Raw genomic sequence first — 22,492 nt, 5'->3', positions numbered from 1 at the left:
GCACACGCGTATGCCCGCGCCGGCCGGCCTTACCGCCAGGCCCGCTTCTCGATGACCGACGCTTCCGCCCTGATCAGCACGTCCTATTCCCGTTATATCGCGCGCGCGGCCGCCGCGCGGCCCGCGCTGGCCGAGCAGGTCGCCGCGTGGGCCGCCGCGCCGCTCGCCCGCGCGCAGCTCGATGCGCGCCTCACCGAACTGCTCGCGATGCCGGACGGCGCGGCCGCGCCGTCCGAGGAGCAACTGAAGCGTGCGCTGCGGCAACTGCGCGCCGAGGCGTTCGGCGCGGTCGCGGAGCGCGACCTGCGCGGGCTGGCGGACGTCGCCGAGGTGACGGGCGCGATGACCGATCTCGCCGAAGTGGCCGTGCAGCGCTCGCTCGCGCTGCTGTCGGCCGAACTCGAGGCGCAGTACGGCGAGCCGCGCGGCGCCGACGGCCAGCGCGTCGTGCTCGGCGTGGTCGGGATGGGCAAGCTCGGCGGCCGCGAGCTGAACGTGTCGTCGGACATCGACCTGATCTTCGTATACGAGGACGACGGCGAGACGACCGGCGGCGCGCGCGCGCCGCTGTCCACGCAGGAATACTTCACGCGGCTCGGCCGGCGCCTGATCGGCGTGCTGTCCGAGGTCACGGCCGACGGCTATGTGTTTCGCGTCGACATGCGGTTGCGCCCGAACGGCGATTCGGGGCCGCTCGTGTGCAGCCTCGGGATGCTCGAGGAATATTTCTACGTGCAGGGGCGCGAGTGGGAGCGCTATGCGTGGATCAAGGGGCGGCTCGTGTCGGAAGGCGACAGCGACGCGGCGCGGCGGCTGGAGTCGCAGCTCGAGTCGATCGTCAAGCCGTTCGTGTATCGCCGCTATCTCGACTTCGGCGTGATCGGCGCGATCCGTTCGCTGCACCAGCAGATCCGGCAGGAAGCCGCGCGCCGCGCGTCGATGCGGCCCGACAAGGCCGACGATATCAAGCTCGGCCGCGGCGGGATCCGCGAGATCGAGTTCAGCGCGCAGGTGTTCCAGTTGATCCGCGGCGGCCAGGACGCGGAGTTCCGCGTGCGGCCGACGCTCGCGGTGCTGCGCCATGCGCAGGTGCGCGGGCTGATCGGCGAGGACGTGCGCGCCCGCCTGACCAACGCTTACAACTTCCTGCGTACGCTCGAGCACCGGCTGCAATACCGCAACGACGCGCAGACGCACGCGATGCCGGTCGAGCCCGACGAACGCGCGGCGCTGGCCGCGTCGCTCGGCTTTGCCGACTATGCGGCGCTGATGACGGTGCTGGACGAGTACCGGAACTTCGTCGAGGCGCAGTTCGACCAGATCTTCGCCGACAAGGTGAACGGTGCGCCCTGCGGCGCGGGCGAAGAGACGGCCGCCGCGTGGATCTGGAGCGGCGCGCTCGCCGACGACGGCGAGGACGACGCGCTCGCGGCCCGCCTCGACGGCCTCGGCTTCGCCGATCCGGCGGCGGTGCTCGCGCGGCTGCGCGCGATCTGGCAATCGTCGCGCTACACCGGCCTGCCGGAAAAGAGCCGGCACCGCTTCGACCGCGTCGCGCAGCGGGCGCTCGAGGCCGCGCCGCGGATCGACGCCGCGCGCCGCGACGACACGATCGTGCGCCTGTTCGACCTGCTCGAGACGGTCAGCCGGCGCGGCGTCTATCTCGCGCTGCTGACCGAATATCCGGCCGCGCTCGACCGCGTGCTGTCGGTGCTCGGCGCGACGCGCTGGGGCGGCGGTTACCTGATCCGCCACCCGCAACTGCTCGACGAACTGCTCGACGACGAGGCGATCGCGAGCCCGTTCGACTGGCCCGCGTTCAAGGATGCGCTGCGTGCGCGCCTCGCGGCAGCCGACGGCCCCGAGCAACAGATGGACCTGCTGCGGCACGCGCAGCACGCCGAGGTGTTCCGGATCCTGCTGATCGATCTCGCCGGGCAACTGTCGGTCGAGCATGTGAGCGACCGGCTGTCCGAGCTGGCCGACGCGGTGCTCGACGTGACGATCGAAGTCGTCTGGTCGCAGCTCGCGAAGCGCCATCGCGACGTGCCGAAATTCGCGATGATCGCGTACGGCAAGCTCGGCGGCAAGGAGCTCGGCTACGCATCGGATCTCGACCTGATCTTCCTGTACGACGACCCCGACGAGCGTTCGGCGGACGTCTACACGACCTTCACGCGGCGGCTCATCACGTGGCTCACGACGGCGACCGGCGCGGGCGCGCTGTTCGACATCGACCTGCGGCTGCGGCCGAACGGCGAGGCCGGGCTGCTCGTCACCGATCTCGACGCGTTCCGCCGCTACCAGCTGCGCGAGGGCGACGCCGCGAACACCGCGTGGGTGTGGGAGCACCAGGCGCTGACGCGCGCCCGCTACAGCGCGGGCGACGCGCAGATCGGCGCGGACTTCGAGGCGATCCGCCAGCAGGTGCTGACGACGCCGCGCGACGGCGGCGTGCTCGCGAAGGAGATCGTCGACATGCGCGGCAAGGTGTTTGCCGGCCATCCGAACCAGACCGAGCTGTTCGACCTGAAGCATGATCGCGGCGGGATGGTCGACATCGAGTTCATCGTCCAGTACTGGGTGCTGCTGCACGCATCGAGCGACGCCGAACTGATCCGCAACACGGGCAACATCGCGCTGCTGCGCGAGGTCGCGCGCTTCGGGCTGATGGGCGAGGACGAGGCCGAACGCGTCGGCGCGGCCTACCGCAAGTACCGGAAGCTGCAGCACAAGCTGCGGCTCGACGGGATGGAGAAGGCGCGCGTCGATCCGGCCGAGGTGGCCGACGAGCGGGCGGCCGTGACCGCGCTGTGGACGCGTGTGTTCGGGGCGGTTGAAACGAACGTTTGAACGAGGGCAGGGCGGGTTGCGGGCGCTTCATCCGCAGGCGCTCCGCGCTGAAAGCCGAACGGTGCGAGCCCGTTCGGCGTGGGCGGGACAGTCTGACGGCCGCGTCAGGCCGCCAGCATTTCCTTCGCGTGCTTGCGCGTCGTCGCCGTGATCTCGAGGCCGCCGAGCATCCGCGCGACTTCCTCGATCCGGTTGGCCCGGTCGAGTGCGACGACCGTCGACACCGTGCCGCCGCGGTCGTCGGCGCCTTTCGCGACCTGGAAGTGGTGGTCGCCGCGCGCGGCGACCTGCGGCAGGTGCGTCACGCACAGCACCTGACGGTCGCGCCCGAGCTGGTGCAGCAGGCGGCCGACCACTTCGGCGACGCCGCCGCCGATCCCCGTATCGACTTCGTCGAAGATCAGCGTCGGCGTCGGGCTTGCCGCGCTCGCGATCACGGCGAGCGCGAGGCTGATCCGCGCGAGCTCGCCGCCCGACGCGACTTTCCCGAGCGGCCGCAGCGGCACGCCGGGGTGCCCGGCGACCCGGAACTCGACCTGCTCGAGCCCGTGCGGGCCGCCGTCGGCGAGCGGCACGAGCGCGACTTCGAAACTTCCGCCCGCCATCGACAGTTCCTGCATGCCGGCCGTGACGGCCGTGCCCAGCGTCTTGGCCGCCTGCGCGCGCGCCTTCGACAGGTGTTTCGCGTCGGCCAGATACGCTTCCCGCGCCTTGGCCTGCACCGCCTCGAGCGCGCCGAGATCGGCGGCCGCATCGAGCGCGGCGAGCTGCGCGCGGCGTGCCGCGTGTTCTTCGTGCAGCGTGCCGGGCGGCAGCCGGAACTTGCGGGCGGTCGAGTGCAGCGCATCGAGACGGGTTTCGACCTGCGCGAGCCGCTCGGGATCGAGATCGACGCGCTGCGCATAGTGCGACAGCGAATAGACGGCTTCCTGCAACTGGATCTCGGCCGGTTCGAGCGACGCGAGTGCATCGCCGAGCGCGGTGTCGTAGTCGGCGAGGCTGCGCAGCTTCGACACGATCGCACCGAGCTGCGCGAGCATCGCGTCGTCGGATTCGGACAGCGCGTTGAGCGCGCCGCGCACGCCTTCGATCAGGTTCGCCGAATGCGACAGGCGCTTGTGCTCGTTGCTGACTTCGTCCCATTCGCCGGCTTGCGGCGCGAGCTTGTCGAGCTCGGCGAGCTGCCACGCGAGCTTTTCGCGTTCGAGCTGCAGCTCGCGCTCGTGCGCCTTCGCGGCGTCGATCGCCTGCGTCGCGTCGCGCCAGACGCGCCACGCGCGCGCGACGTTCGCGGCATCGGCGACGAGCCCCGCGTGCGTGTCGAACAGCTCGCGCTGCGCATCGGGCCGCATCAGCAACTGGTGCGCGTGCTGGCCGTGGATGTCGACGAGCATCTCGCCGAGTTCGCGCAGTTGCGCGAGCGTCGCGCTGGTGCCGTTGATGAACGCGCGCGAACGGCCGTTCGCGTCGATCACGCGGCGCAGCATCACGGTGTCCTCGGCGTCGAACGCGTGTTCGTCGAGCCAGCGCGCGACGCGGTCGTGCGGCGTGAATTCGGCCGTGATGTCGGCGCGGCCGCAGCCGGTGCGCACGACGCTCGCGTCGGCACGTTCGCCGAGCGCGAGGGCGAGGGCGTCGATCAGGATCGATTTCCCGGCGCCGGTTTCGCCGGAAAAGACGGAAAAGCCGCTGTCGAATTCGAGATCGAGCGCGGCCACGATGACGAAGTCGCGGATCGAGAGGTGGCGGAGCATGGTGTCGGGCGGTGGGGCGTCAGGACGCCGTGTCGTCGTCTTCGTTCGACGCGTGTTCGTTCCAGTGCAGCTTCTTGCGCAGCGTCGCGTAGTAGCTGTAGCCGATCGGGTGCAGGAACGGCACCGTGTGCTTCGAGCGGCGCACCTCGATCGTGTCGTTCAGTTCGAGCGAGGTGAACGACTGCATGTCGAAGTTCACGTTGACGTCGCGCCCGCCGACGATCTGGATCGCGATCTTGGAATCGTCAGGCAGCACGATCGGCCGGTTCGACAGCGCGTGCGGCGCGATCGGCACGAGCACGATGCCCTGAAGCTGCGGATGGAGGATCGGGCCGGCCGACGACAGCGCATACGCGGTCGAGCCCGTCGGCGTGGCGACGATCAGGCCGTCCGAACGCTGGTTGTACATGTACCGGCCGTCGACCGACGCGCGCAGCTCGACCATCCCGGAGAAGCCGCTGCGGTTCACGACGACGTCGTTGAATGCGAGCGCGTGGTAGATCGGTTCGCCGTCGCGCATGATCCTGGCCTCGAGCAGCGAGCGCTCCTCGCGCTCGAACTTGCCCGCCAGCATCACGGGGACGAGCGCGTGCATGTCGGCCGCCGCGATGTCCGTGATGAAGCCGAGCCGCCCGTGGTTGATCCCGATCAGCGGTGTCCGGTACGGCGCAAGCTGGCGGCCGATGCCGAGCATCGTGCCGTCGCCGCCCAGCACGACCGCCACGTCCGCGCGCGCCCCGATTTCGGCCGGGGTGAGCGCCGGATAGCCGGTGATGCCGAACTCGCGCGCGGTATCGCCTTCGAAGACGGCCTCGAAGCCAAGCTTCGCCAGGCTGGCGGCCAGTGTGGCGAGCGGCTCGGCGATGCCGGGCGTGTTGCTCCGGCCGACGAGCGCGACAGTATTGAACTGATTACCGGTTTTCATGCCGGCATTACACCATAGCTCGTTGACGAAAAGAACCGGCTGCGCGACGACGGGGCCGGATCGGGCCGGCCCGCGCAACGTTGGCCGACGCCACTCGCCGCGGTCGCGCGGTTGCGCTAAAATTTTCCACCATGCTAGATCCTCGCGCACGAACCCTCCTGAAAACCCTGATCGAACGGTATATCGCCGACGGTCAGCCAGTCGGATCGCGCACGTTGTCCCGTTATTCCGGGCTCGAGCTGAGCCCGGCGACGATCCGCAACGTGATGTCCGACCTGGAGGAGCTCGGCCTCGTGTCGAGCCCGCACACCTCGGCCGGCCGCGTGCCGACGCCGCGCGGCTACCGGCTGTTCGTCGACACGATGCTGACGGTCGAGGCGCCGATCGACGCCGAGGCCGTCGCGCGGCAGGTACAGAACACGCTGCAGGCCGGCGAGCCGCAGCAGCGGGTGGTCGCGGCCGCCGCGAGCGTGCTGTCGAACCTGTCGCAGTTCGCGGGCGTCGTGCTGACGCCGCGCCGCAGCCACGTGTTCAAGCAGATCGAGTTCATGCGCCTGTCGGACAAGCGCATCCTGCTGATCATCGTCACGCCCGAGGGCGACGTGCAGAACCGGATGCTCGCGACGCCGCGCGACTACTCGCCGTCGCAACTGACCGAGGCGTCCAATTACATCAACGCGCATTTCGCCGGCCTGTCGTTCGACGAGGTGCGCCGCCGCCTGCGCGACGAGATCGACCAGTTGCGCGGCGACATGACCACGCTGATGCATGCGGCCGTGACGGCCAGCACCGAGGTGCCCGACACCGAGGACACCGTGCTGATTTCGGGCGAGCGCAACCTGCTCGAGGTGGCGGACCTTTCCTCCGACATGGCGCGGCTGCGCAAGCTGTTCGACGTGTTCGACCAAAAGACGGGCCTCCTGCAACTGCTCGACGTGTCGAGCCACGCCCAGGGCGTGCAGATCTTCATCGGCGGCGAATCGACGCTCGTGCCGATCGAGGAAATGAGCGTCGTCACCGCGCCTTACGAGGTGAACGGGCAGATCGTCGGCACGCTCGGCGTGATCGGCCCGACCCGCATGGCGTACAACCGCGTGATACCGATCGTCGACATCACCGCGCGCCTGCTGTCGCTCACGCTGAGCCAGCAATAACCTGCAATCGCCAACCCGATCCCGCCCCGTCATCGTGCCGCGGCGCCGCCTGCGCCGACAGTCGGCCGAACGGCGCGGGGCGGCCCGCTATAATTGAGAGCCGTCCGGTCCCGTGCCCCGAGCACGTACTTGCCCATGCGTTTCGATCTTGAGCCGCCTTCGAGCACCGCGGCAGCCCATCGCATCGGCGTGCTGCTGATCAATCTCGGCACGCCCGACGCCCCCACGCCGCGCGCGGTGCGGCGCTATCTGGCCGAATTCCTGTCGGATCCGCGGGTCGTCGAAATCCCGCAGGCCGTCTGGCAGGTGCTGCTGCGCACGCTGATCCTGCCGCTGCGCGGCCGCGCGTCCGCGAAGAAATACGCGGCCGTCTGGATGCCCGAGGGCTCGCCGCTGCGCGTGCACACCGAGCGCCAGACCGACGGCGTGCGGCACCTGCTCGTGTCGAACGGCTATCACGTGCTGGTCGACTACGCGATGCGCTACGGCAGCCCGAACATTGCGCACGCGCTCGCGCAGTTCAAGCGCTCGGGCGTCGAGCGCGTGCTGCTGATGCCGATGTATCCGCAATATTCGGCGTCGACCACGGCCACCGCATTCGATGCCGCATTCGGCGCGCTCGCGCGCATGCGCAACCAGCCGGAGGTGCGCACGGTTCGGCACTACGCCGACCATCCGGCCTATATCCACGCGCTCGCCGAGCAGGTGCGCCAGTACTGGGCGCAGCACGGCCGGCCCGACTTCGCGGCCGGCGACAAGCTCGTGCTGAGCTTTCACGGCGTGCCGAAGCGCACGCTCGACCTCGGCGACCCCTATCACGACCAGTGCCAGCAGACGGGCGCGTTGCTGATGGCTGCGCTTGGACTGTCGACGACCGAATGCCGCGTCACCTTCCAGTCGCGCTTCGGCAAGGCCGAATGGCTGCAGCCTTACACGGCGCCGACGCTGCGCGGGTTCGGCGAGGCCGGCGTGCGGCGGGCCGACGTGTTCTGCCCCGGCTTCACGGCCGATTGCCTGGAAACGATCGAGGAGATCGGCATGGAAGTGCGCGACGAATTCCTCGCCGGCGGCGGCAAGGCATTCCACCGCATTCCGTGCCTGAACGGCGCGCCCGCGTGGCTCGGCGCGATCGGCGAGATCGTCGCCGAGAACCTGCAGGGCTGGCCCGTCAGGGCCGCGCAACCCGAAACGGTGAGCTGACATGGAGCGACTCCCGCGCTCACTTCATTCGCTGCGCCCCGCGGAGGCTGATACGAAACGACCCCCACGCTCACTTTGTTGGCTGCCCCCCGAGGGGGCGGTCAGCCTCCTTGGGGCGGCCCGGCGGAGGCTTACATGAACTACAAGATTTCCACGGAACCGGGCGCGAAGCTGCGCATCGACAAATGGCTGTGGGCGGCCCGGTTCTTCAAGACGCGCTCGCTCGCGACCGACGCGGTCGACAAAGGGCACGTGAAGATCGGCGGTGCGGCGATCAAGCCGGCGAAGGAGGTGCGCGTCGGCGACGAGGTCGAGATTGCGATCGACGGCATCGTCTGGCACATTGCCGTGCTGGGCATATGCGACGTGCGCGGACCCGCGAGCGTCGCGCAGACGCTTTACGCGGAAACGGAAGCGGGGCGGGCCGCGCGGCTCGCCGAACTGGAGCGGCGGCGCACGTATCGCGAGCCGGCGGCCGAGCTGCACGGCCGGCCGACGAAGCGCGACCGGCGCATCATCGACAGATTTTCTGGTGGGAGCTGAACATCTGGTCGAATGTCGCCCGCGCGCTTCCGTATTCGGTCGTGCGGTCGGTGACGGCTCCCGACAGGCAGATGGTGGTGGTGCCGGCAATGAGTACCAGCGCGACCACCGATATCGCAAAGGTCAGTTTCACGGTACTCCCCTCGAGAAGACGGGTGAAAACGGCGCCAGGTGGATGTAAGGCGACGGTCAGCTAGGGTAAACACGCTTTTTCGACGCTTGAGTGGAGTGTAGTGCAGCCGCGCTGTGCGCAGCTAGTACTTGCCTGGTAAGCGTTGTTACAGCCCGTTTCTCCCGGTCTGGCGAACTCTGCGGGCATGCACCGGCGAGACGCGCGGTTGTTTCGCGGCATTGGAGAATGCCGGCGAATAACCCTCTTGAAATCGCAGTTTTCGTCCTTATTTGCACCAGCAATGTGCGGTGCCGCCGGGTATACGGCCGGGCGGTTGCCGATTTGGCTTCAACCTCTAATCGACTTTCAGCGACATGGAAAATACGCAAGAGAACCCGGCTACCCGATCGGCCGAAGACATCGGCAGCGAGAAGCAGGCGGCGCAAGGCGCCGCTCCCGCCGCCGAAGCAGCCGACGCGGCGCTCGCGGAGGCTCAAGCCAAGGTCGCCGAGCTGCAGGAGAGCTTCCTGCGGGCGAAGGCCGAGACCGAGAACGTGCGCCGCCGCGCGCAGGATGACGTCTCGAAGGCGCACAAGTTCGCGATCGAGAGCTTCGCGGAAAACCTGCTGCCGGTGCTGGACAGCCTGGAAGCGGCTGTCAGCGATACGTCCGGCGACATCGCGAAGGTGCGCGAAGGCGTCGAACTGACGCTGCGCCAGCTGACGAGCGCGCTCGAGAAGGGCCGCGTCGTCGCGATCAACCCGGTCGGCGAGAAGTTCGATCCGCACCAGCACCAGGCGATTTCGATGGTGCCGGCCGAGCAGGAACCGAACACCGTCGTCGCGGTGCTGCAAAAGGGCTACACGATCGCCGACCGCGTGCTGCGTCCGGCGCTCGTCACCGTCGCGCAGCCGAAGTAAGGCAGCCCCGATGGTTCCCGCCGGCGTCGATCCGGCCGCGTTCGTCGCGTTCGACATGCAGGCGCTGGCCGCCGACACGTTCGATGCTGGGATCGAAGGTGCGGGCGATGCGCTCGCGGTGGTGTTCTTCTGGGGCGTCGACTGCTTCAACTGCGAGATCGCGAAGAAGGCGATGCTCGCGCAGCCCGACGCGATTCGCGCGCTGGACCTGAAGTGGTTCCATTGCAACGTGTACGAACACCATCAGCTCGGGCGCCGCTTCGGGCTGCATGGCGTGCCGACGTGGTTCTTCTTCCACCGCGGCAAGCGTCTCGGCCGCGCGACGGGCTGGCATGGCCTCGCGCAGTTCCAGGCGGCCGTTTCGGCGGCGCGCGCGAAGATCGCGGCGGCAGCGAGCCGAGAACCGGCGGCCGGCGATCCGGCGGCCGGCGATCCGGTAGCCGGCGGCGATTGAAAAAATTTAATATCCGCATCGCTTGTCGGGTCTTGAAAACGGGCCGGACGGACGCATTTCGGGAACAGAGTTGAATTCTGGCGCGCGAAACCGCCAAAAAAGGCGGGGTTTCGCGCAGCAAACAGGCATTTCTGGAGATTAGGAAAAATGGGAAAGATCATCGGTATTGACCTCGGCACCACGAACTCGTGCGTTGCCATCATGGAAGGCAACCAGGTCAAGGTCATCGAGAACTCGGAAGGCGCGCGCACCACGCCGTCGATCATCGCCTACATGGACGACAACGAAGTGCTCGTCGGCGCGCCGGCCAAGCGTCAGTCGGTGACCAACCCGAAGAACACGCTGTTCGCGGTGAAGCGCCTGATCGGCCGCCGCTTCGAAGAGAAGGAAGTCCAGAAGGACATCGGCCTGATGCCGTACGCCATCGTCAAGGCCGACAACGGCGACGCATGGGTCGAGGCACATGGCGAAAAGCTCGCGCCGCCGCAGGTTTCGGCGGAAGTGCTGCGCAAGATGAAGAAGACGGCCGAAGACTACCTCGGCGAGCCGGTCACGGAAGCCGTGATCACGGTGCCGGCGTACTTCAACGACAGCCAGCGCCAGGCGACCAAGGACGCCGGCCGCATCGCGGGCCTCGAAGTCAAGCGGATCATCAACGAGCCGACGGCAGCCGCGCTCGCGTTCGGTCTCGACAAGGCCGAGAAGGGCGACCGGAAGATCGCCGTGTATGACCTCGGCGGCGGCACGTTCGACGTGTCGATCATCGAGATCGCGGACGTCGACGGCGAAATGCAGTTCGAAGTGCTGTCGACCAACGGCGACACGTTCCTCGGCGGCGAAGATTTCGACCAGCGCATCATCGATTACATCATCGGCGAGTTCAAGAAGGAGCAGGGCGTCGACCTGTCGAAGGACGTGCTCGCGCTGCAACGCCTGAAGGAAGCCGCCGAAAAGGCGAAGATCGAGCTGTCGTCGAGCCAGCAGACCGAAATCAACCTGCCGTACATCACGGCGGACGCGTCGGGCCCGAAGCACTTGAACCTGAAGATCACCCGCGCGAAGCTGGAAGCGCTGGTGGAAGACCTCGTCGAGCGCACGATCGAACCGTGCCGCATCGCGATCAAGGACGCGGGCGTCAAGGTGTCGGACATCGACGACGTGATCCTGGTCGGCGGCCAGACCCGCATGCCGAAGGTCCTGGAGAAGGTGAAGGAGTTCTTCGGCAAGGATCCGCGTCGTGACGTGAACCCGGACGAAGCCGTCGCGGTCGGCGCGGCGATCCAGGGCCAGGTCCTGTCGGGCGACCGCAAGGACGTGCTGCTGCTCGACGTGACCCCGCTGTCGCTCGGCATCGAGACGCTCGGCGGCGTGATGACGAAGATGATCAGCAAGAACACGACGATCCCGACGAAGCACGCGCAGGTGTATTCGACGGCGGACGACAACCAGGGCGCCGTGACGATCAAGGTGTTCCAGGGCGAACGCGAAATGGCGGCCGGCAACAAGCTGCTCGGCGAGTTCAACCTCGAAGGCATCCCGCCGGCACCGCGCGGCGTGCCGCAGATCGAAGTGAGCTTCGACATCGACGCGAACGGCATCCTGCACGTCGGCGCGAAGGACAAGGCGACCGGCAAGGAAAACAGGATCACGATCAAGGCCAACTCGGGTCTGTCCGAGGCTGAAATCGACCAGATGATCAAGGACGCGGAAGCGAACGCAGCGGAAGACCACAAGCTGCGCGAGCTGGCCGATTCGCGCAACCAGGGCGACGCGCTGGTCCACAGCACGAAGAAGGCGCTCGCCGAGTACGGCGACAAGCTGGACGCGGGCGAGAAGGAAGCAATCGAAGCGTCGCTGAAGTCGCTCGAGGAAGCGCTGAAGGACACGTCGGCCGACAAGGCTGCGATCGACGCGAAGGTCGAGGAGCTCGGCAAGGTTTCGCAGAAGCTCGGCGAGAAGATGTACGCCGACATGCAGGCCCAGCAGGCGGGTGCCGCCGGCGCGGCGGGTGCAGCGGAAGGCGCGGCCCACGCGGGCGGTGCGCAGCAGGCTGCCGACGACGTCGTCGACGCCGAGTTCAAGGAAGTGAAGAAGGACTGAGCCGGGTTGCAATGGCACCGCACGCCGCGCGCTCGAACGCGCGCGGCGCGGCTGACAAGCGGCTGAAAAGCGGTCTGTCTTTCCTTCCGGATGGCCGGATCGACTCCACGCCTGGCGGGCTTCGCGGCCCTCCGGGCACATTTGTTTTTTGGCGGGTGCTGCGCGAGCCGTCTGCGGACGGGCGCAGCGCCAGACGAGTCGAGAGACTTTACTGCGGGCGAAAGGAGCCGCCGCGTGCGCGATGCGTGGCGGCACAGTGAATCGATATGGCGAAACGGGATTACTACGAGGTTCTGGGCGTCGCGAAGAATGCGAGCGACGACGAAATCAAGAAGGCATATCGCAAGCTTGCGATGAAGTATCACCCTGACCGCAATCCGGACAACAAGGATGCGGAAGAGCATTTCAAGGAGGTGAAGGAAGCCTATGAAATGCTGTCGGACAGCCAGAAGCGGGCCGCGTACGACCAGTACGGCCACGCGGGCGTCGATCCGAACATGGGCGGTGCGGGCGCACAGGGCTTCGGCGGCTTCGCGGATGCATTCGGCGATATCTTCGGCGACATCTTCGGCCAGGCCGCGGGCGGCGCCGCGCGCGGCGGCCGCGGCGGCCCGCAGGTATACCGCGGCGCCGACCTGCGCTACAGCATGGAAATCACGCTCGAGCAGGCTGCGCACGGTTACGACACGCAGATCCGCGTGCCGAGCTGGGTGTCGTGCGAGGTCTGCCACGGGTCGGGTGCGAAGCCCGGCACGAAGCCGGAAAGCTGCCCGACCTGTCACGGCCAGGGCACGGTGCGCATGTCGCAGGGTTTCTTCAGCATCCAGCAGACCTGCCCGAAGTGCCATGGCACGGGCACCTACATCCCCGAACCGTGCGTGCACTGCCACGGCTCGGGCAAGGTGAAGGAAACCAAGACGCTCGAAGTGAAGATCCCGGCCGGGATCGACGACGGGATGCGGATCCGCTCGGCCGGCAACGGCGAGCCGGGCATCAACGGCGGGCCGCCGGGTGACCTGTATGTCGAGATCCATATCAAGCCGCACGCGGTGTTCGAGCGCGACGGCGACGATCTCCACTGCCAGATGCCGATTCCGTTCACGACCGCCGCGCTCGGCGGCGAGATCGAGGTGCCGACGCTGGCCGGCCGTGCGTCGTTCCCGGTGCCGGAAGGCACGCAGTCGGGCAAGACGTTCCGCCTGCGCAGCAAGGGCATCAAGGGGCTGCGTTCGAGCATCGCGGGCGATCTGTACGTGCACGTGCAGGTCGAGACGCCCGTGAAGCTGACCGACCACCAGCGCGAACTGCTCAAGCAGTTCGAGAAGTCGCTGGCCGAGGGCGGCGCGCGTCACAGTCCGCAGAGCAAGAGCTGGTTCGACCGTGTGAAGAGCTTCTTCGAGTAATGGCATGACTGAAGGCAACGAGAGCGCGTCGTTCGCGCTCTTGGACGATTGCGACTCGACCGCGTCCGCGCGGTCGAGTCGTTTGTATTCCGGCTTCGTGCGCGAACGCGTGTGCACGGATCCGGCGCGGCTCGACGAAATCGACGCGGCGGTCGCGCAGGACCTGCGCGACGGGCTGCATGCGGTGGTCGTCGGCGATTACGAATTCGGACGCAACCTGCAACGGGCGCAGCCGGGCAATGCCCCGCTGCGCTTTTTGCTGTATGCGCGCTGCGAGCACCTGTCGCGCGACGAAGTCGACACGTGGCTCGCGCAGCAGGACGGCGGCGGCACGCCGTCGATCGCGGGCGTCGCGCATGTCGCGAAGAGCGTGTCGCGCGACGCGTTCGATGCGGCGATCGCCGCGGTGCACGACGCGCTGCGCGCGGGCGATTCATACCAGATCAACTACACGTACCGGCTGAATTTCGACGTCTTCGGCACGCCGCTTGCGCTGTACCGGCGGCTGCGCGCGCGCCAGCCCGTGCGTTATGGCGCGCTGATCGCGCTGCCCGGCGGCGCGTGGATCGTGTCGTGCTCGCCGGAACTGTTCGTCGAGAAGCACGGCGACGTGCTGCGCGCACGGCCGATGAAGGGCACCGCGCCGCGTTCGGCCGATCCCCGCGAAGATGCGGCCGCCGCCGCGTTCCTCGCGAGCGATCCGAAGAACCGTGCGGAAAACGTGATGATCGTCGACCTGCTGCGCAACGACGTGTCGCGGATCGCGCGCACCGGTACGGTCAGCGTGCCGGCGCTGTTCTCCGTCGAACCGTATGCGTCGGTGTGGCAGATGACGTCGACGGTCGAGGCAGGCTGGCGCGACGGCACGACGTTCGCGCAGATGCTGCGCGCGCTGTTCCCGTGCGGATCGATCACCGGCGCGCCGAAGCACATGACGATGCAGTTGATCGACGCGATCGAGTCGACGCCGCGCGGGCTCTATACGGGCGCGATCGGCTGGCTCGACGCGCCGAAGGAAGGCGCCGGCTCCGATGCGCCCGGCAATCACGCTGCCGGTTGCGGCGATTTCTGCCTGTCGGTCGCGATCCGCACGCTGACGCTCGATGCTACCGGCGAAGGCACGGCCGGCGAAGGTGTTGCCGGCGAAGGCGTGGCCGTCGCCGATACCGAAGCACGCGATCCGGCAACGGCAACGGCAACCGCCGGCCGGCGCCGCGGCACGATGGGCGTCGGCGCGGGCATCGTGCTCGACAGCGTCGCTGCCGACGAATATGCGGAGTGCGAATTGAAAGCGCGATTCCTGACGGACGCCGATCCCGGCTTCCAGTTGTTCGAAACGACCGCCGCCACGCGTGCGGACGGCATCCGGCATCTCGATCGTCATCTCGCACGGTTGCAGCGCAGCGCGGAGGCGTTCGGCTTCCGCTTCGACGTTGATGCGTTGCGCCGCGAGATCGACGCGCGCTGCGCGGCGCTCGACGGCGACGGCGCTTACCGGATGAAGCTCTCGCTTGCTAAGGATGGCACGGTCGAGATCGTCGCGGCACCGCTCAAGCCGCTGCCGGCGGGGCCGGTCGGCGTGCTGCTGGCGTCCGCGCACGGTTTCGCGCCGACCCGCGCGAGCGATGCGCTGCTGCTGCACAAGACGACGCGCCGCGCCGAATACGACCGCGCGTGGCATGCGGCGGAGGCGCTCGGCGGTTTCGACATGCTGTTCGTCAACGAGCGCGGCGAGGTGACGGAAGGCGGGCGCTCGAACCTGTTCGTGAAGCTCGACGGCCAGTGGGTGACGCCGCCGCTGGCGTGCGGCGTGCTGCCGGGCGTGATGCGCGGCGTGCTGCTCGATGATCGCGCGTTCGGTGCGACGGAGCGCGTCGTGACTTGCGACGATCTTGCGCGCGCGCAGGCGCTGCTGCTGACCAATGCGTTGCGCGGCGCGCTCGACGCGGTATTGAAGTAACGCAGCGATGGAACGGGCACCGCGTTCGCGCCGGTGCCGCGAAGCTTTTCACCGATGCAGCGTACCAACGAAAAGCGCGGCGCCCCGCAAAAGGCGCCGCGCTTTTTTCATCTCCGGGTGCCGGCGAACGCGCCGCCGGCCGTACACGTCAGAACGAATGTTCCGGACCGGGGAACGAACCGTCCTTCACCGCGCGCACGTACGCTTCGACCGCCGCCTGGATGTTCGGCTGGCCCTGCATGAAATCCTTCACGAAGCGCGGCCGCTTGCCGGGGAAGATCCCGAGCATGTCGTGCAGCACGAGCACCTGCCCCGAGCAGTCCGCGCCAGCGCCGATGCCGATCGTCGGAACGCGCAGCATGTGCGTGACTTCGGCCCCGACGAGGGTCGGCACGGCCTCGAGCAGGACGACCTGCGCGCCGGCCGCTTCGACCGCGCGCGCGTCGCGCAGCAGCTGCGCCGCGCCGGCCTCGGTCTTGCCCTGCACCTTGAAGCCGCCGAACGCGTGCACCGACTGCGGCGTGAGGCCCACGTGCGCACACACGGGCACCGCGCGCTCGACCAGGAAACGGATCGTGTCGGCGAGCCATTCGCCGCCTTCGAGCTTGATCATCTGCGCGCCCGCGCGCATCAGCTTGACGGCGCTCGCGAATGCGTCGGACGGCGTGCCGTACGTGCCGAACGGCAGGTCGGCCATGATCAGCGCGCGCGGCTGCGCGCGTGCGACACAGGCCGTGTGATATGCGATGTCGTCGAGCGTGACGGGCAGCGTGGTCGTGTGGCCCTGCAGCACGTTGCCGAGCGAATCGCCGATCAGCAGCACGTCGGCGCCCGCGCGATCGAGCAGCGCGGCAAAGCTCGCGTCGTAGCAGGTCAGCATCGCGATCTTCTCGCCGGCGTCGCGCATTGCCTGCAGCTTGGGCACCGTCACGGCAGGCCGGCTCGATTCCTGGAGATAGGTCATGGGGAAATCCGATTCGATGGGTGAAGAACGACAGGCGGGACGCGTCAGCGCGTCGTCTCGCCCTTGACGAAGAATTCCTTGCGGCCGCGCATCGTCTCGATGCGCTCGATCAGCAGCGCAAGATCTTCGGGGGAATCCAGCGGGTTCAGGTGTTCCGCGGCGACCGTCAGCACCGGCGTGCGGTCGTAGTGGTAGAAGAATTCGTTGTACGCGTCGACGAGCGAGCGCAGGTACGCGTCGCTGATCTGCAGCTCCATCGGCAGCCCGCGCTTCTGGATGCGCGAGAACAGCACTTCGGGGCTGGCCTGCAGATAGACGACGAGATCGGGCGACGGCGCCTGCGGCAGGTCCACGTGCGTCGCGATCGACCGATAGAGCTGCCATTCGTCTTCCGGCAGGTTCAGCCGCGCGAAGATGTCGTTCTTCTGCGGCATGAAATCGGCGATCACGGGGCGGCCCGTTTCGAGCGCGCCGACCAGCTCGCGCGCCTGCTGCGCGCGCTGCAGCGCGAACGACAGCTGCACGGGTAGCGCGTAGCGCGCGGTGTCGCGATAGAAGCGTTCGAGGAACGGGTTGTCCTGCGGGCGTTCGAGCAGCGTCTGCATCGACCAGCGCTCGCCGAGCAGGCGCGCGAGCGTCGTCTTGCCGACGCCGATCGGCCCTTCGATCACGAGATAGCGGTGCGGGGCACGCAGGTCGGGTGCGGTGACGGTCAGCGGAGTCGGGTTCATCGGCAGCGGTTCTTGTCGGTGTCGTCGCCGGCCGCGAGCGCCTTTTGCATCAGGCACTGGCAGGTCTGCACCTTTTCGACGCGCTGGTCCGCGACGGCGGCGAGGAACGCATCGGCGCGGCCGCGCGCGGGGATGTCGAGCGCCGGCTCGATCTCGACGAGCGGCACGAGCGCGAACGCGCGGTCGGTGAGGCGCGGGTGCGGGACGATCAGGTCGGGTTCGTCGATCGAGTCGGCGCCGAACAGCAGGATGTCGAGGTCGAGCGTGCGCGGCGCATTGCGATACGGGCGCTCGCGCCCGAAGTGATGTTCGATCTTCTGGCAGAGCGCGAGCAGCTCGCGAGCCGACAGCGTCGTGTCGAGCTTGACGGCGCAGTTGTAGTAGTCGTCGCCGCCCGCTTCGAACGGCGCCGTGCGATACAGGCTCGATTTGCCGAGGATCGAGATGGTGCGCTGCTGTGCGAGGCACACCACCGCGTCCTTCAGGGTCTGGCGTGCATCGCCGAGATTCGCTCCCAGTCCGATATATGCAACCGTCATGGCATCACTTCCTACGTCGTTCGCCGGCGCGCGCGTCAGTCGTCGGCACCGCCCGCGGTGTCCGGCGCCTGTTCGGCGGCACCTTCACCCGGCTTGCGGTTTCGCGCACCGCCGCGGCGGCGCCGCTTGCGGGGCGATTTTTCCTTCGAGCCGCCCTGCGTGAGCAATGCCTCGCGGGCAGCCGCGTCGCCTTCGATGAAATCCGTCCACCACTGTCCGACATCCGCATCGAGCTCGCCGGATTCGCAGCGTAACAGGAGGAAATCATACCCCGCTCTAAACCTTTGGTGTTCCAGCAGCCGCATCGCGCTGCGGCCCGAGCGTTTCTCGAGGCGCAACTGCAGGCCCCAGATCTCGCGCATGTCGGCCGAATAACGCTTGTGGATCGCGAGTTTCTCGGTCTGCATGTCGATCACGTCGTCCATCGCGCGATGGAGCGCCGGCACCGGGATCTCGCCTTCGGCCGTGTATTGCTCGAAGCGCTGGCGCATGTCGTGCCACAGCAGCGTCGCGAACAGGAAGCCCGGCGATACCGTCTTGCCGGCGCGCACGCGCGCGTCGGTGTTGTTCAGCGCGAGCGTGATGAACTTCTCGCCCTGCGGCTGTTCGAGCACGACGTCGAGGAGCGGCAGCAGCCCGTGGTGCAGGCCTTCCTTGCGCAACTGCTTCAGGCACGCGAGCGCGTGGCCCGACAGCAGCAGCTTCAGCATTTCGTCGAACAGGCGCGCGGCCGGCACGTTGTTGATCAGGTCGGCCAGCGCGTTGATCGGCTCGCGCGTATGCGGCTCGATCTCGAAGCCGAGCTTCGCCGCGAAGCGCACGACGCGCAGCATCCGCACCGGATCCTCGCGGAAACGCGTGGCCGGGTCGCCGATCATCCGCAGCAGGCGGGCGCGCATGTCGGCCATCCCGTCGTGGTAGTCGAGCACCGTCTGCGTCGACGGGTCGTAGTACATCGCGTTGATCGTGAAGTCGCGGCGCGCGGCATCTTCGTGCTGCTCGCCCCACACGTTGTCGCGCAGCACGCGGCCGCTCGCGTCGACCGCGTGCGTGCGGCGATCGAGTTCGTCGCGCTTCAGGCGCCTCGGCGGCTCGGCCGACGGGGCAGCCTCGGGCGGCGCGTCGACCAGCGCGCGGAACGTCGATACCTCGATCAGTTCCTGGCCGAACTGCACGTGGACGATCTGGAAGCGGCGGCCGATCAGGCGCGCGCGGCGGAACAGGCGCTGCACCTCGGTCGGCGTCGCGTCGGTCGCGACGTCGAAGTCCTTCGGCGCGATGCCGAGCAGCAGGTCGCGAACCGCGCCGCCGACGATGAACGCGCGAAAGCCTGCCTGCTGCAGCGTGTCGGTCACGCGCACGGCATTCCTCGAGATCAGCGACGGATCGATCTGGTGCACGCTGGCCGGCACGACGGTCGGCTCATGGTTGCTGCGCGGCTTCTTCGCGCCGCCGCCGCGGGTGCCTTTTGCGGGGCGCGGGGCAGCAGGGGCCGCTTCGTCGGCCTGAGCCGCTTCGGGGGGCGTTTGCTGGGCTTCGTCCTGGCCGAGCAGCTTGCGGATGAATTTTTTGATCACGACGTTCAGAATAAATCGAGGATACGCCAGCCGCGGGTGCTTGCATGCGCACGCAGCGTGTCGTCAGGGTTGGTCGCGATCGGGTCGGTGACTTTCTCGAGCAGCGGGATGTCGTTGTGCGAGTCGCTGTAGAAGTAGCTGTGCGCGAAGTCGTCCCAGTGCTTGCCGAGCGACGCGAGCCATGCTTCGGTACGCACGATCTTGCCTTCGCGATAGCTCGGCGTGCCGGTCGGCCGGCCCGTGTACGGCGAATCGGGATGCCCGTCGGTCGTTTCGACCTCGCATGCGATCAGCGTGTCGACGCCGAACGCGGTCGCGATCGGGCGCGTGATGAATTCGTTGGTCGCCGTCACGACGCAGCACAGGTCGCCCGCGTCGAGGTGCTTGCGCACGAGTTCGAGCGCGGCGGGCGTCATCGCGGGCCGGATCACCTCGTGCATGTACTGCTCGTGCCATTCGGCGAGCTGCGCGCGCGAATACTTCGCGAGCGGCGTGAGCATCGCCGTGAGGTACGCGTGGATGTCGAGCTTGCCGGCCTTGTAGTCGGCGAAGAACTGATCGTTCTGACGCGAGAAGCTTTCCGCGTCGACGATGCCGAGCTTCACCATGAAGCGACCCCATTCGTGGTCGCTATCGGTCGGGATCAGCGTGTGATCGAGGTCAAAGAGTGCCAGATTAGTCATGGAAGCGCATTTTACTCGAAGCGGTTCGGGCCCGTGCCCGGTGGTGTGATGTCGTCGCCGGGACGCGCGAGCATGCGGCGCAGCAGCGGCAGCGTGACGGCGCGTTTCTGCTCGAGCGAGAAGCGGTCGAGCGCGTCGAGCAGCGCCATCAGGCTCGGCATGTCGCGGCGGAAATGGGTCAGCAGGTAGGCGGCGATGTCGTCGGTGAGCGCGATCCCGCGCTCCTTCGCCGCGAGCTTGAGCACGGCGATCTTGCCGGCGTCGGACGGCGGCGACAGGTGGAACACGAGCCCCCAGCCGAGGCGCGTGCGCAGATCCTCGCGCACGTCGAGCGCGAGCGGCGCCGCGGGGCCCGCCGCGACGAACGCGCTCGACGGATGTGCGCGGACTTCGTTGAACAGGTTGAACAGCGCGACCTGCTGCGTGTCGGTCATCCGGTCGCAGTCGTCGATCGCGTAGATGCCGATGCGCGGGTCGAACGTGAACGCGCCGAGCGGGCTCTGCGGCGTCAGGTAGCGCGCGTAGCCGTACGACGCATCGCTCACGAGCGCCTGCAGCAGGTGGCTGCGGCCGCTGCCGGGCTCGCCCCAGATGTAGAACGACCGGTCCGGCACGGGGCCTGCCGCGAGCGCGAGGTCGAGCTTCTGCAGCCGCGTGACGAGCTCGTCGTTCTCCTCGCTCATGATGAAGTTGTCGAACGTGGCGGGCGGCGGCGTGCCGAGATCGAGCGTCAGTTGACGGGACACAGTCACAATGCGGGTCGGTTGAGAATACGCGTGCCGTACGCCGGGCACGCGCCGGGGACTGCCACTCCGTGGGCTGCACGCGCGACCGCACGCACGGCGGCACACCGGTTTCGGCGCGGCTCGCTGGGCGATGAAAACGGGGACGTGTTGACCAAGATGCAATCCCTGACGATTCGGTGCTGGGAATTCCGGCCAACGGGCCGGCTTCGGGTAAAATCGCATTTTACCGACCTTCTTGCATTCCCCCATGAATCCTCCGAAATCCGCTCCTGACGCCCAGGGTCTGTCCTATCGCGACGCAGGCGTCGACATCGACGCAGGCGATGCGCTCATCGACAAGATCAAGCCTTTTGCGAAGAAAACCCTGCGCGACGGCGTGCTCGGCGGTATCGGCGGGTTCGGCGCGCTGTTCGAAGTGCCGAAGAAGTATCGCGAGCCCGTGCTCGTGTCGGGCACCGACGGCGTGGGCACCAAGCTCAAGCTGGCGTTTCATCTGAACAAACACGACACCGTCGGCCAGGATCTGGTCGCGATGAGCGTGAACGACATCCTCGTGCAGGGCGCCGAGCCGCTGTTCTTCCTCGACTACTTCGCGTGCGGCAAGCTCGACGTCGACACGGCCGCAACGGTCGTCAAGGGCATCGCGCAAGGCTGCGAACTGTCGGGCTGCGCGCTGATCGGCGGTGAAACGGCCGAAATGCCGGGCATGTACCCGGACGGCGAATACGACCTGGCCGGCTTCGCCGTCGGCGCGGTCGAGAAGAGCAAGATCATCGACGGCAGCACGATCGCCGAAGGCGACGTGGTGCTGGGCCTTGCATCGAGCGGCATCCACTCGAACGGCTTCTCGCTCGTGCGAAAGATCATCGAGCGCGCGAACCCCGACCTGTCGGCCGATTTCCACGGCCGCTCGCTCGCCGACGCGCTGATGGCACCCACGCGCATCTACGTGAAGCCGCTGCTCGCGCTGATGCAGAAGCTGTCGGTGAAGGGCATGGCGCACATCACGGGCGGCGGCCTCGTCGAGAACATTCCGCGCGTGCTGCGCGAAGGCCTCACCGCCGAGCTCGACCAGAAGGCCTGGCCGCTGCCGCCGCTGTTCAAGTGGCTGCAGGAGCACGGCGGCGTCGCCGACGCGGAAATGCACCGCGTGTTCAACTGCGGGATCGGCATGGCCGTGATCGTCGCGGCGGCCTATGCCGACGCAGCGATCGCCGACCTGACCGCCGCCGGCGAACAGGTGTGGAAGATCGGCACCGTGCGTGCGACCCGCGAAGGCGAGGCGCAGACGGTCGTGGTCTGACGCACCGCCAGCAGCAGATGCAGCAGTGAAAGCCGCCCGGAGTCGATCCGGGCGGCTTTTTTTTCGGGCGCCGCGCGGCGCCGATGAAGGAGGGACGACGATGACCGAAGACGAACGCGCGATCCGCGAGCTCGTGGAAAACTGGTTCGTGTCGAGCCGGCGCGGCGATCTGGCGACCGTGCTCGACCTGATCGCCGACGACGCGATCTTCATGGTGGCCGGCAAGCCGCCGTTCGACAAGGCGGCGTTCGCGGCCGCGTCGCGTGAAGCGAACGTGGGTGCGGAGCACGCACCGAAGGTCGACGGCCGCTACCGGATCGACGAACTGCGCGTGATCGGCGACTGGGCGTACATGCGCAATTTCCTCGAGATCGACGCGACGCCGCCGGGCGGCGAAACGATCCGCCGCTCGGGCCATACGCTGACGATCCTCCGCAAGGCCGACGGCCGCTGGCAGCTCGTGCGCGATGCGAATCTCGTGACGCTCGCGCACTGAGTTCGGTGATGAGCGCGGCGTCGCGCTGTTCGTCGACGGCGCCCGCGCGCATCTGGCAGCGCGCCGGCACGGCTG

Annotated in this window: 20 protein-coding genes; 11 read left to right on the top strand and 9 right to left on the bottom strand. The window is 67.8% G+C overall.

The window, feature by feature from the left end; genetic code table 11:
- The first annotated feature begins 51 nt into the window (after positions 1–51).
- Entirely contained in the window at positions 52–2,853 is a 2,802-nt protein-coding gene (gene glnE / locus GD429_RS28500; RefSeq protein ID WP_152861968.1) for a bifunctional [glutamate--ammonia ligase]-adenylyl-L-tyrosine phosphorylase/[glutamate--ammonia-ligase] adenylyltransferase, read from the top strand.
- Between the two features lie 104 nt (positions 2,854–2,957).
- On the opposite strand, the gene recN is transcribed toward glnE, so the two are convergent.
- A complete protein-coding gene (gene recN / locus GD429_RS28495) occupies positions 2,958–4,607 on the bottom strand; it encodes a DNA repair protein RecN (RefSeq protein WP_152861966.1) in 1,650 nt (549 codons plus the stop codon).
- 19 nt (positions 4,608–4,626) lie between these two features.
- Positions 4,627–5,532 (bottom strand): NAD kinase, encoded by a 906-nt coding sequence (locus GD429_RS28490; protein ID WP_152861965.1) that lies wholly within the window; start codon positions 5,530–5,532, stop codon positions 4,627–4,629.
- Between the two features lie 131 nt (positions 5,533–5,663).
- On the opposite strand from GD429_RS28490, the gene hrcA reads away from it, so the two are divergent.
- From hrcA to GD429_RS28475, 3 genes are all read left to right on the top strand, one after another.
- Positions 5,664–6,686, top strand: coding sequence for a heat-inducible transcriptional repressor HrcA (gene hrcA / locus GD429_RS28485; protein ID WP_011544637.1), 1,023 nt, complete (start codon positions 5,664–5,666; stop codon positions 6,684–6,686).
- A gap of 135 nt (positions 6,687–6,821) precedes the next feature.
- Positions 6,822–7,886, top strand: coding sequence for a ferrochelatase (gene hemH / locus GD429_RS28480; protein ID WP_152861964.1), 1,065 nt, complete (start codon positions 6,822–6,824; stop codon positions 7,884–7,886).
- Positions 7,887–8,021: 135 nt separating this feature from the next.
- A complete protein-coding gene (locus GD429_RS28475; protein WP_152861963.1) occupies positions 8,022–8,429 on the top strand; it encodes an RNA-binding S4 domain-containing protein in 408 nt (135 codons plus the stop codon).
- Here the strand turns inward: GD429_RS28475 and GD429_RS28470 are convergent.
- On the bottom strand, positions 8,401–8,562 hold the full coding sequence (locus GD429_RS28470) for a hypothetical protein (RefSeq protein WP_006476841.1): 162 nt from the start codon (positions 8,560–8,562) through the stop codon (positions 8,401–8,403). The genes GD429_RS28475 and GD429_RS28470 overlap by 29 nt on opposite strands.
- Positions 8,563–8,915: 353 nt before the next feature.
- Here GD429_RS28470 and grpE point away from each other — a divergent pair, with 353 nt between their 5' ends.
- The 5 genes from grpE (at position 8,916) to GD429_RS28445 (ending at position 15,378) form a co-directional block, all read left to right on the top strand.
- Entirely contained in the window at positions 8,916–9,461 is a 546-nt protein-coding gene (grpE, locus tag GD429_RS28465) for a nucleotide exchange factor GrpE (protein WP_152861961.1), read from the top strand.
- Positions 9,462–9,471: 10 nt separating this feature from the next.
- Complete coding sequence (locus GD429_RS28460) at positions 9,472–9,915, top strand: thioredoxin family protein (RefSeq protein ID WP_152861960.1); 444 nt, start codon at positions 9,472–9,474, stop codon at positions 9,913–9,915.
- Positions 9,916–10,062: 147 nt separating this feature from the next.
- Positions 10,063–12,015 (top strand): molecular chaperone DnaK, encoded by a 1,953-nt coding sequence (gene dnaK / locus GD429_RS28455; RefSeq protein WP_152861959.1) that lies wholly within the window; start codon positions 10,063–10,065, stop codon positions 12,013–12,015.
- Positions 12,016–12,281: 266 nt separating this feature from the next.
- Positions 12,282–13,418, top strand: coding sequence for a molecular chaperone DnaJ (gene dnaJ, locus GD429_RS28450; RefSeq protein WP_152861958.1), 1,137 nt, complete (start codon positions 12,282–12,284; stop codon positions 13,416–13,418).
- Positions 13,419–13,422: 4 nt separating this feature from the next.
- Complete coding sequence (locus GD429_RS28445) at positions 13,423–15,378, top strand: chorismate-binding protein (RefSeq protein WP_152861957.1); 1,956 nt, start codon at positions 13,423–13,425, stop codon at positions 15,376–15,378.
- A gap of 148 nt (positions 15,379–15,526) precedes the next feature.
- Here GD429_RS28445 and panB read toward each other — a convergent pair whose 3' ends face one another.
- From panB to hda, 6 genes are read right to left on the bottom strand one after another with little or no spacing between them, the layout of a single operon-like run.
- Positions 15,527–16,342, bottom strand: coding sequence for a 3-methyl-2-oxobutanoate hydroxymethyltransferase (gene panB, locus GD429_RS28440; RefSeq protein WP_152861956.1), 816 nt, complete (start codon positions 16,340–16,342; stop codon positions 15,527–15,529).
- 44 nt (positions 16,343–16,386) lie between these two features.
- Positions 16,387–17,073 carry a deoxynucleoside kinase gene (locus GD429_RS28435; RefSeq protein ID WP_152861954.1) on the bottom strand — a complete coding sequence of 229 codons (687 nt, stop codon included), beginning with the start codon at positions 17,071–17,073 and terminating at the stop codon, positions 16,387–16,389.
- Entirely contained in the window at positions 17,070–17,612 is a 543-nt protein-coding gene (folK, locus tag GD429_RS28430; RefSeq protein WP_034182800.1) for a 2-amino-4-hydroxy-6-hydroxymethyldihydropteridine diphosphokinase, read from the bottom strand. The genes GD429_RS28435 and folK overlap by 4 nt, the downstream gene beginning before the upstream one ends.
- Positions 17,613–17,647: 35 nt before the next feature.
- Complete coding sequence (pcnB, locus tag GD429_RS28425; protein WP_321574936.1) at positions 17,648–19,189, bottom strand: polynucleotide adenylyltransferase PcnB; 1,542 nt, start codon at positions 19,187–19,189, stop codon at positions 17,648–17,650.
- A gap of 5 nt (positions 19,190–19,194) precedes the next feature.
- On the bottom strand, positions 19,195–19,872 hold the full coding sequence (locus GD429_RS28420) for an HAD family hydrolase (protein WP_034182802.1): 678 nt from the start codon (positions 19,870–19,872) through the stop codon (positions 19,195–19,197).
- Positions 19,873–19,883: 11 nt separating this feature from the next.
- Entirely contained in the window at positions 19,884–20,624 is a 741-nt protein-coding gene (hda, locus tag GD429_RS28415; RefSeq protein WP_279388899.1) for a DnaA regulatory inactivator Hda, read from the bottom strand.
- A gap of 241 nt (positions 20,625–20,865) precedes the next feature.
- On the opposite strand from hda, the gene purM reads away from it, so the two are divergent.
- Positions 20,866–21,921, top strand: coding sequence for a phosphoribosylformylglycinamidine cyclo-ligase (gene purM, locus GD429_RS28410; RefSeq protein WP_152861947.1), 1,056 nt, complete (start codon positions 20,866–20,868; stop codon positions 21,919–21,921).
- A gap of 100 nt (positions 21,922–22,021) precedes the next feature.
- Positions 22,022–22,417, top strand: coding sequence for a YybH family protein (locus GD429_RS28405; RefSeq protein WP_152861945.1), 396 nt, complete (start codon positions 22,022–22,024; stop codon positions 22,415–22,417).
- Positions 22,418–22,492 lie beyond the last annotated feature (75 nt).

It is taken from the genome of Burkholderia sp. BE17, assembly GCF_009362305.1.
Classification (GTDB): Bacteria; Pseudomonadota; Gammaproteobacteria; order Burkholderiales; family Burkholderiaceae; genus Burkholderia; species Burkholderia pyrrocinia_C.
The sequence above is the reverse complement of the archived record's forward strand: the minus strand, read 5'-3'. Positions and strand labels throughout refer to the sequence as shown.

Coding starts and splice junctions, on each gene's coding strand:
- dnaK (WP_152861959.1), top strand. CDS start 10,063: ATGGGAAAGATCATCGGTATTGACCTCGGCACCACGAACTCGTGCGTT.
- folK (WP_034182800.1), bottom strand. CDS start 17,612: ATGACGGTTGCATATATCGGACTGGGAGCGAATCTCGGCGATGCACGC.
- GD429_RS28475 (WP_152861963.1), top strand. CDS start 8,022: ATGAACTACAAGATTTCCACGGAACCGGGCGCGAAGCTGCGCATCGAC.
- glnE (WP_152861968.1), top strand. CDS start 52: ATGACCGACGCTTCCGCCCTGATCAGCACGTCCTATTCCCGTTATATC.
- hrcA (WP_011544637.1), top strand. CDS start 5,664: ATGCTAGATCCTCGCGCACGAACCCTCCTGAAAACCCTGATCGAACGG.
- grpE (WP_152861961.1), top strand. CDS start 8,916: ATGGAAAATACGCAAGAGAACCCGGCTACCCGATCGGCCGAAGACATC.
- panB (WP_152861956.1), bottom strand. CDS start 16,342: ATGACCTATCTCCAGGAATCGAGCCGGCCTGCCGTGACGGTGCCCAAG.
- GD429_RS28445 (WP_152861957.1), top strand. CDS start 13,423: ATGACTGAAGGCAACGAGAGCGCGTCGTTCGCGCTCTTGGACGATTGC.
- recN (WP_152861966.1), bottom strand. CDS start 4,607: ATGCTCCGCCACCTCTCGATCCGCGACTTCGTCATCGTGGCCGCGCTC.
- GD429_RS28460 (WP_152861960.1), top strand. CDS start 9,472: ATGGTTCCCGCCGGCGTCGATCCGGCCGCGTTCGTCGCGTTCGACATG.
- GD429_RS28435 (WP_152861954.1), bottom strand. CDS start 17,073: ATGAACCCGACTCCGCTGACCGTCACCGCACCCGACCTGCGTGCCCCG.
- GD429_RS28420 (WP_034182802.1), bottom strand. CDS start 19,872: ATGACTAATCTGGCACTCTTTGACCTCGATCACACGCTGATCCCGACC.
- dnaJ (WP_152861958.1), top strand. CDS start 12,282: ATGGCGAAACGGGATTACTACGAGGTTCTGGGCGTCGCGAAGAATGCG.
- GD429_RS28405 (WP_152861945.1), top strand. CDS start 22,022: ATGACCGAAGACGAACGCGCGATCCGCGAGCTCGTGGAAAACTGGTTC.
- hemH (WP_152861964.1), top strand. CDS start 6,822: ATGCGTTTCGATCTTGAGCCGCCTTCGAGCACCGCGGCAGCCCATCGC.
- GD429_RS28490 (WP_152861965.1), bottom strand. CDS start 5,532: ATGAAAACCGGTAATCAGTTCAATACTGTCGCGCTCGTCGGCCGGAGC.
- purM (WP_152861947.1), top strand. CDS start 20,866: ATGAATCCTCCGAAATCCGCTCCTGACGCCCAGGGTCTGTCCTATCGC.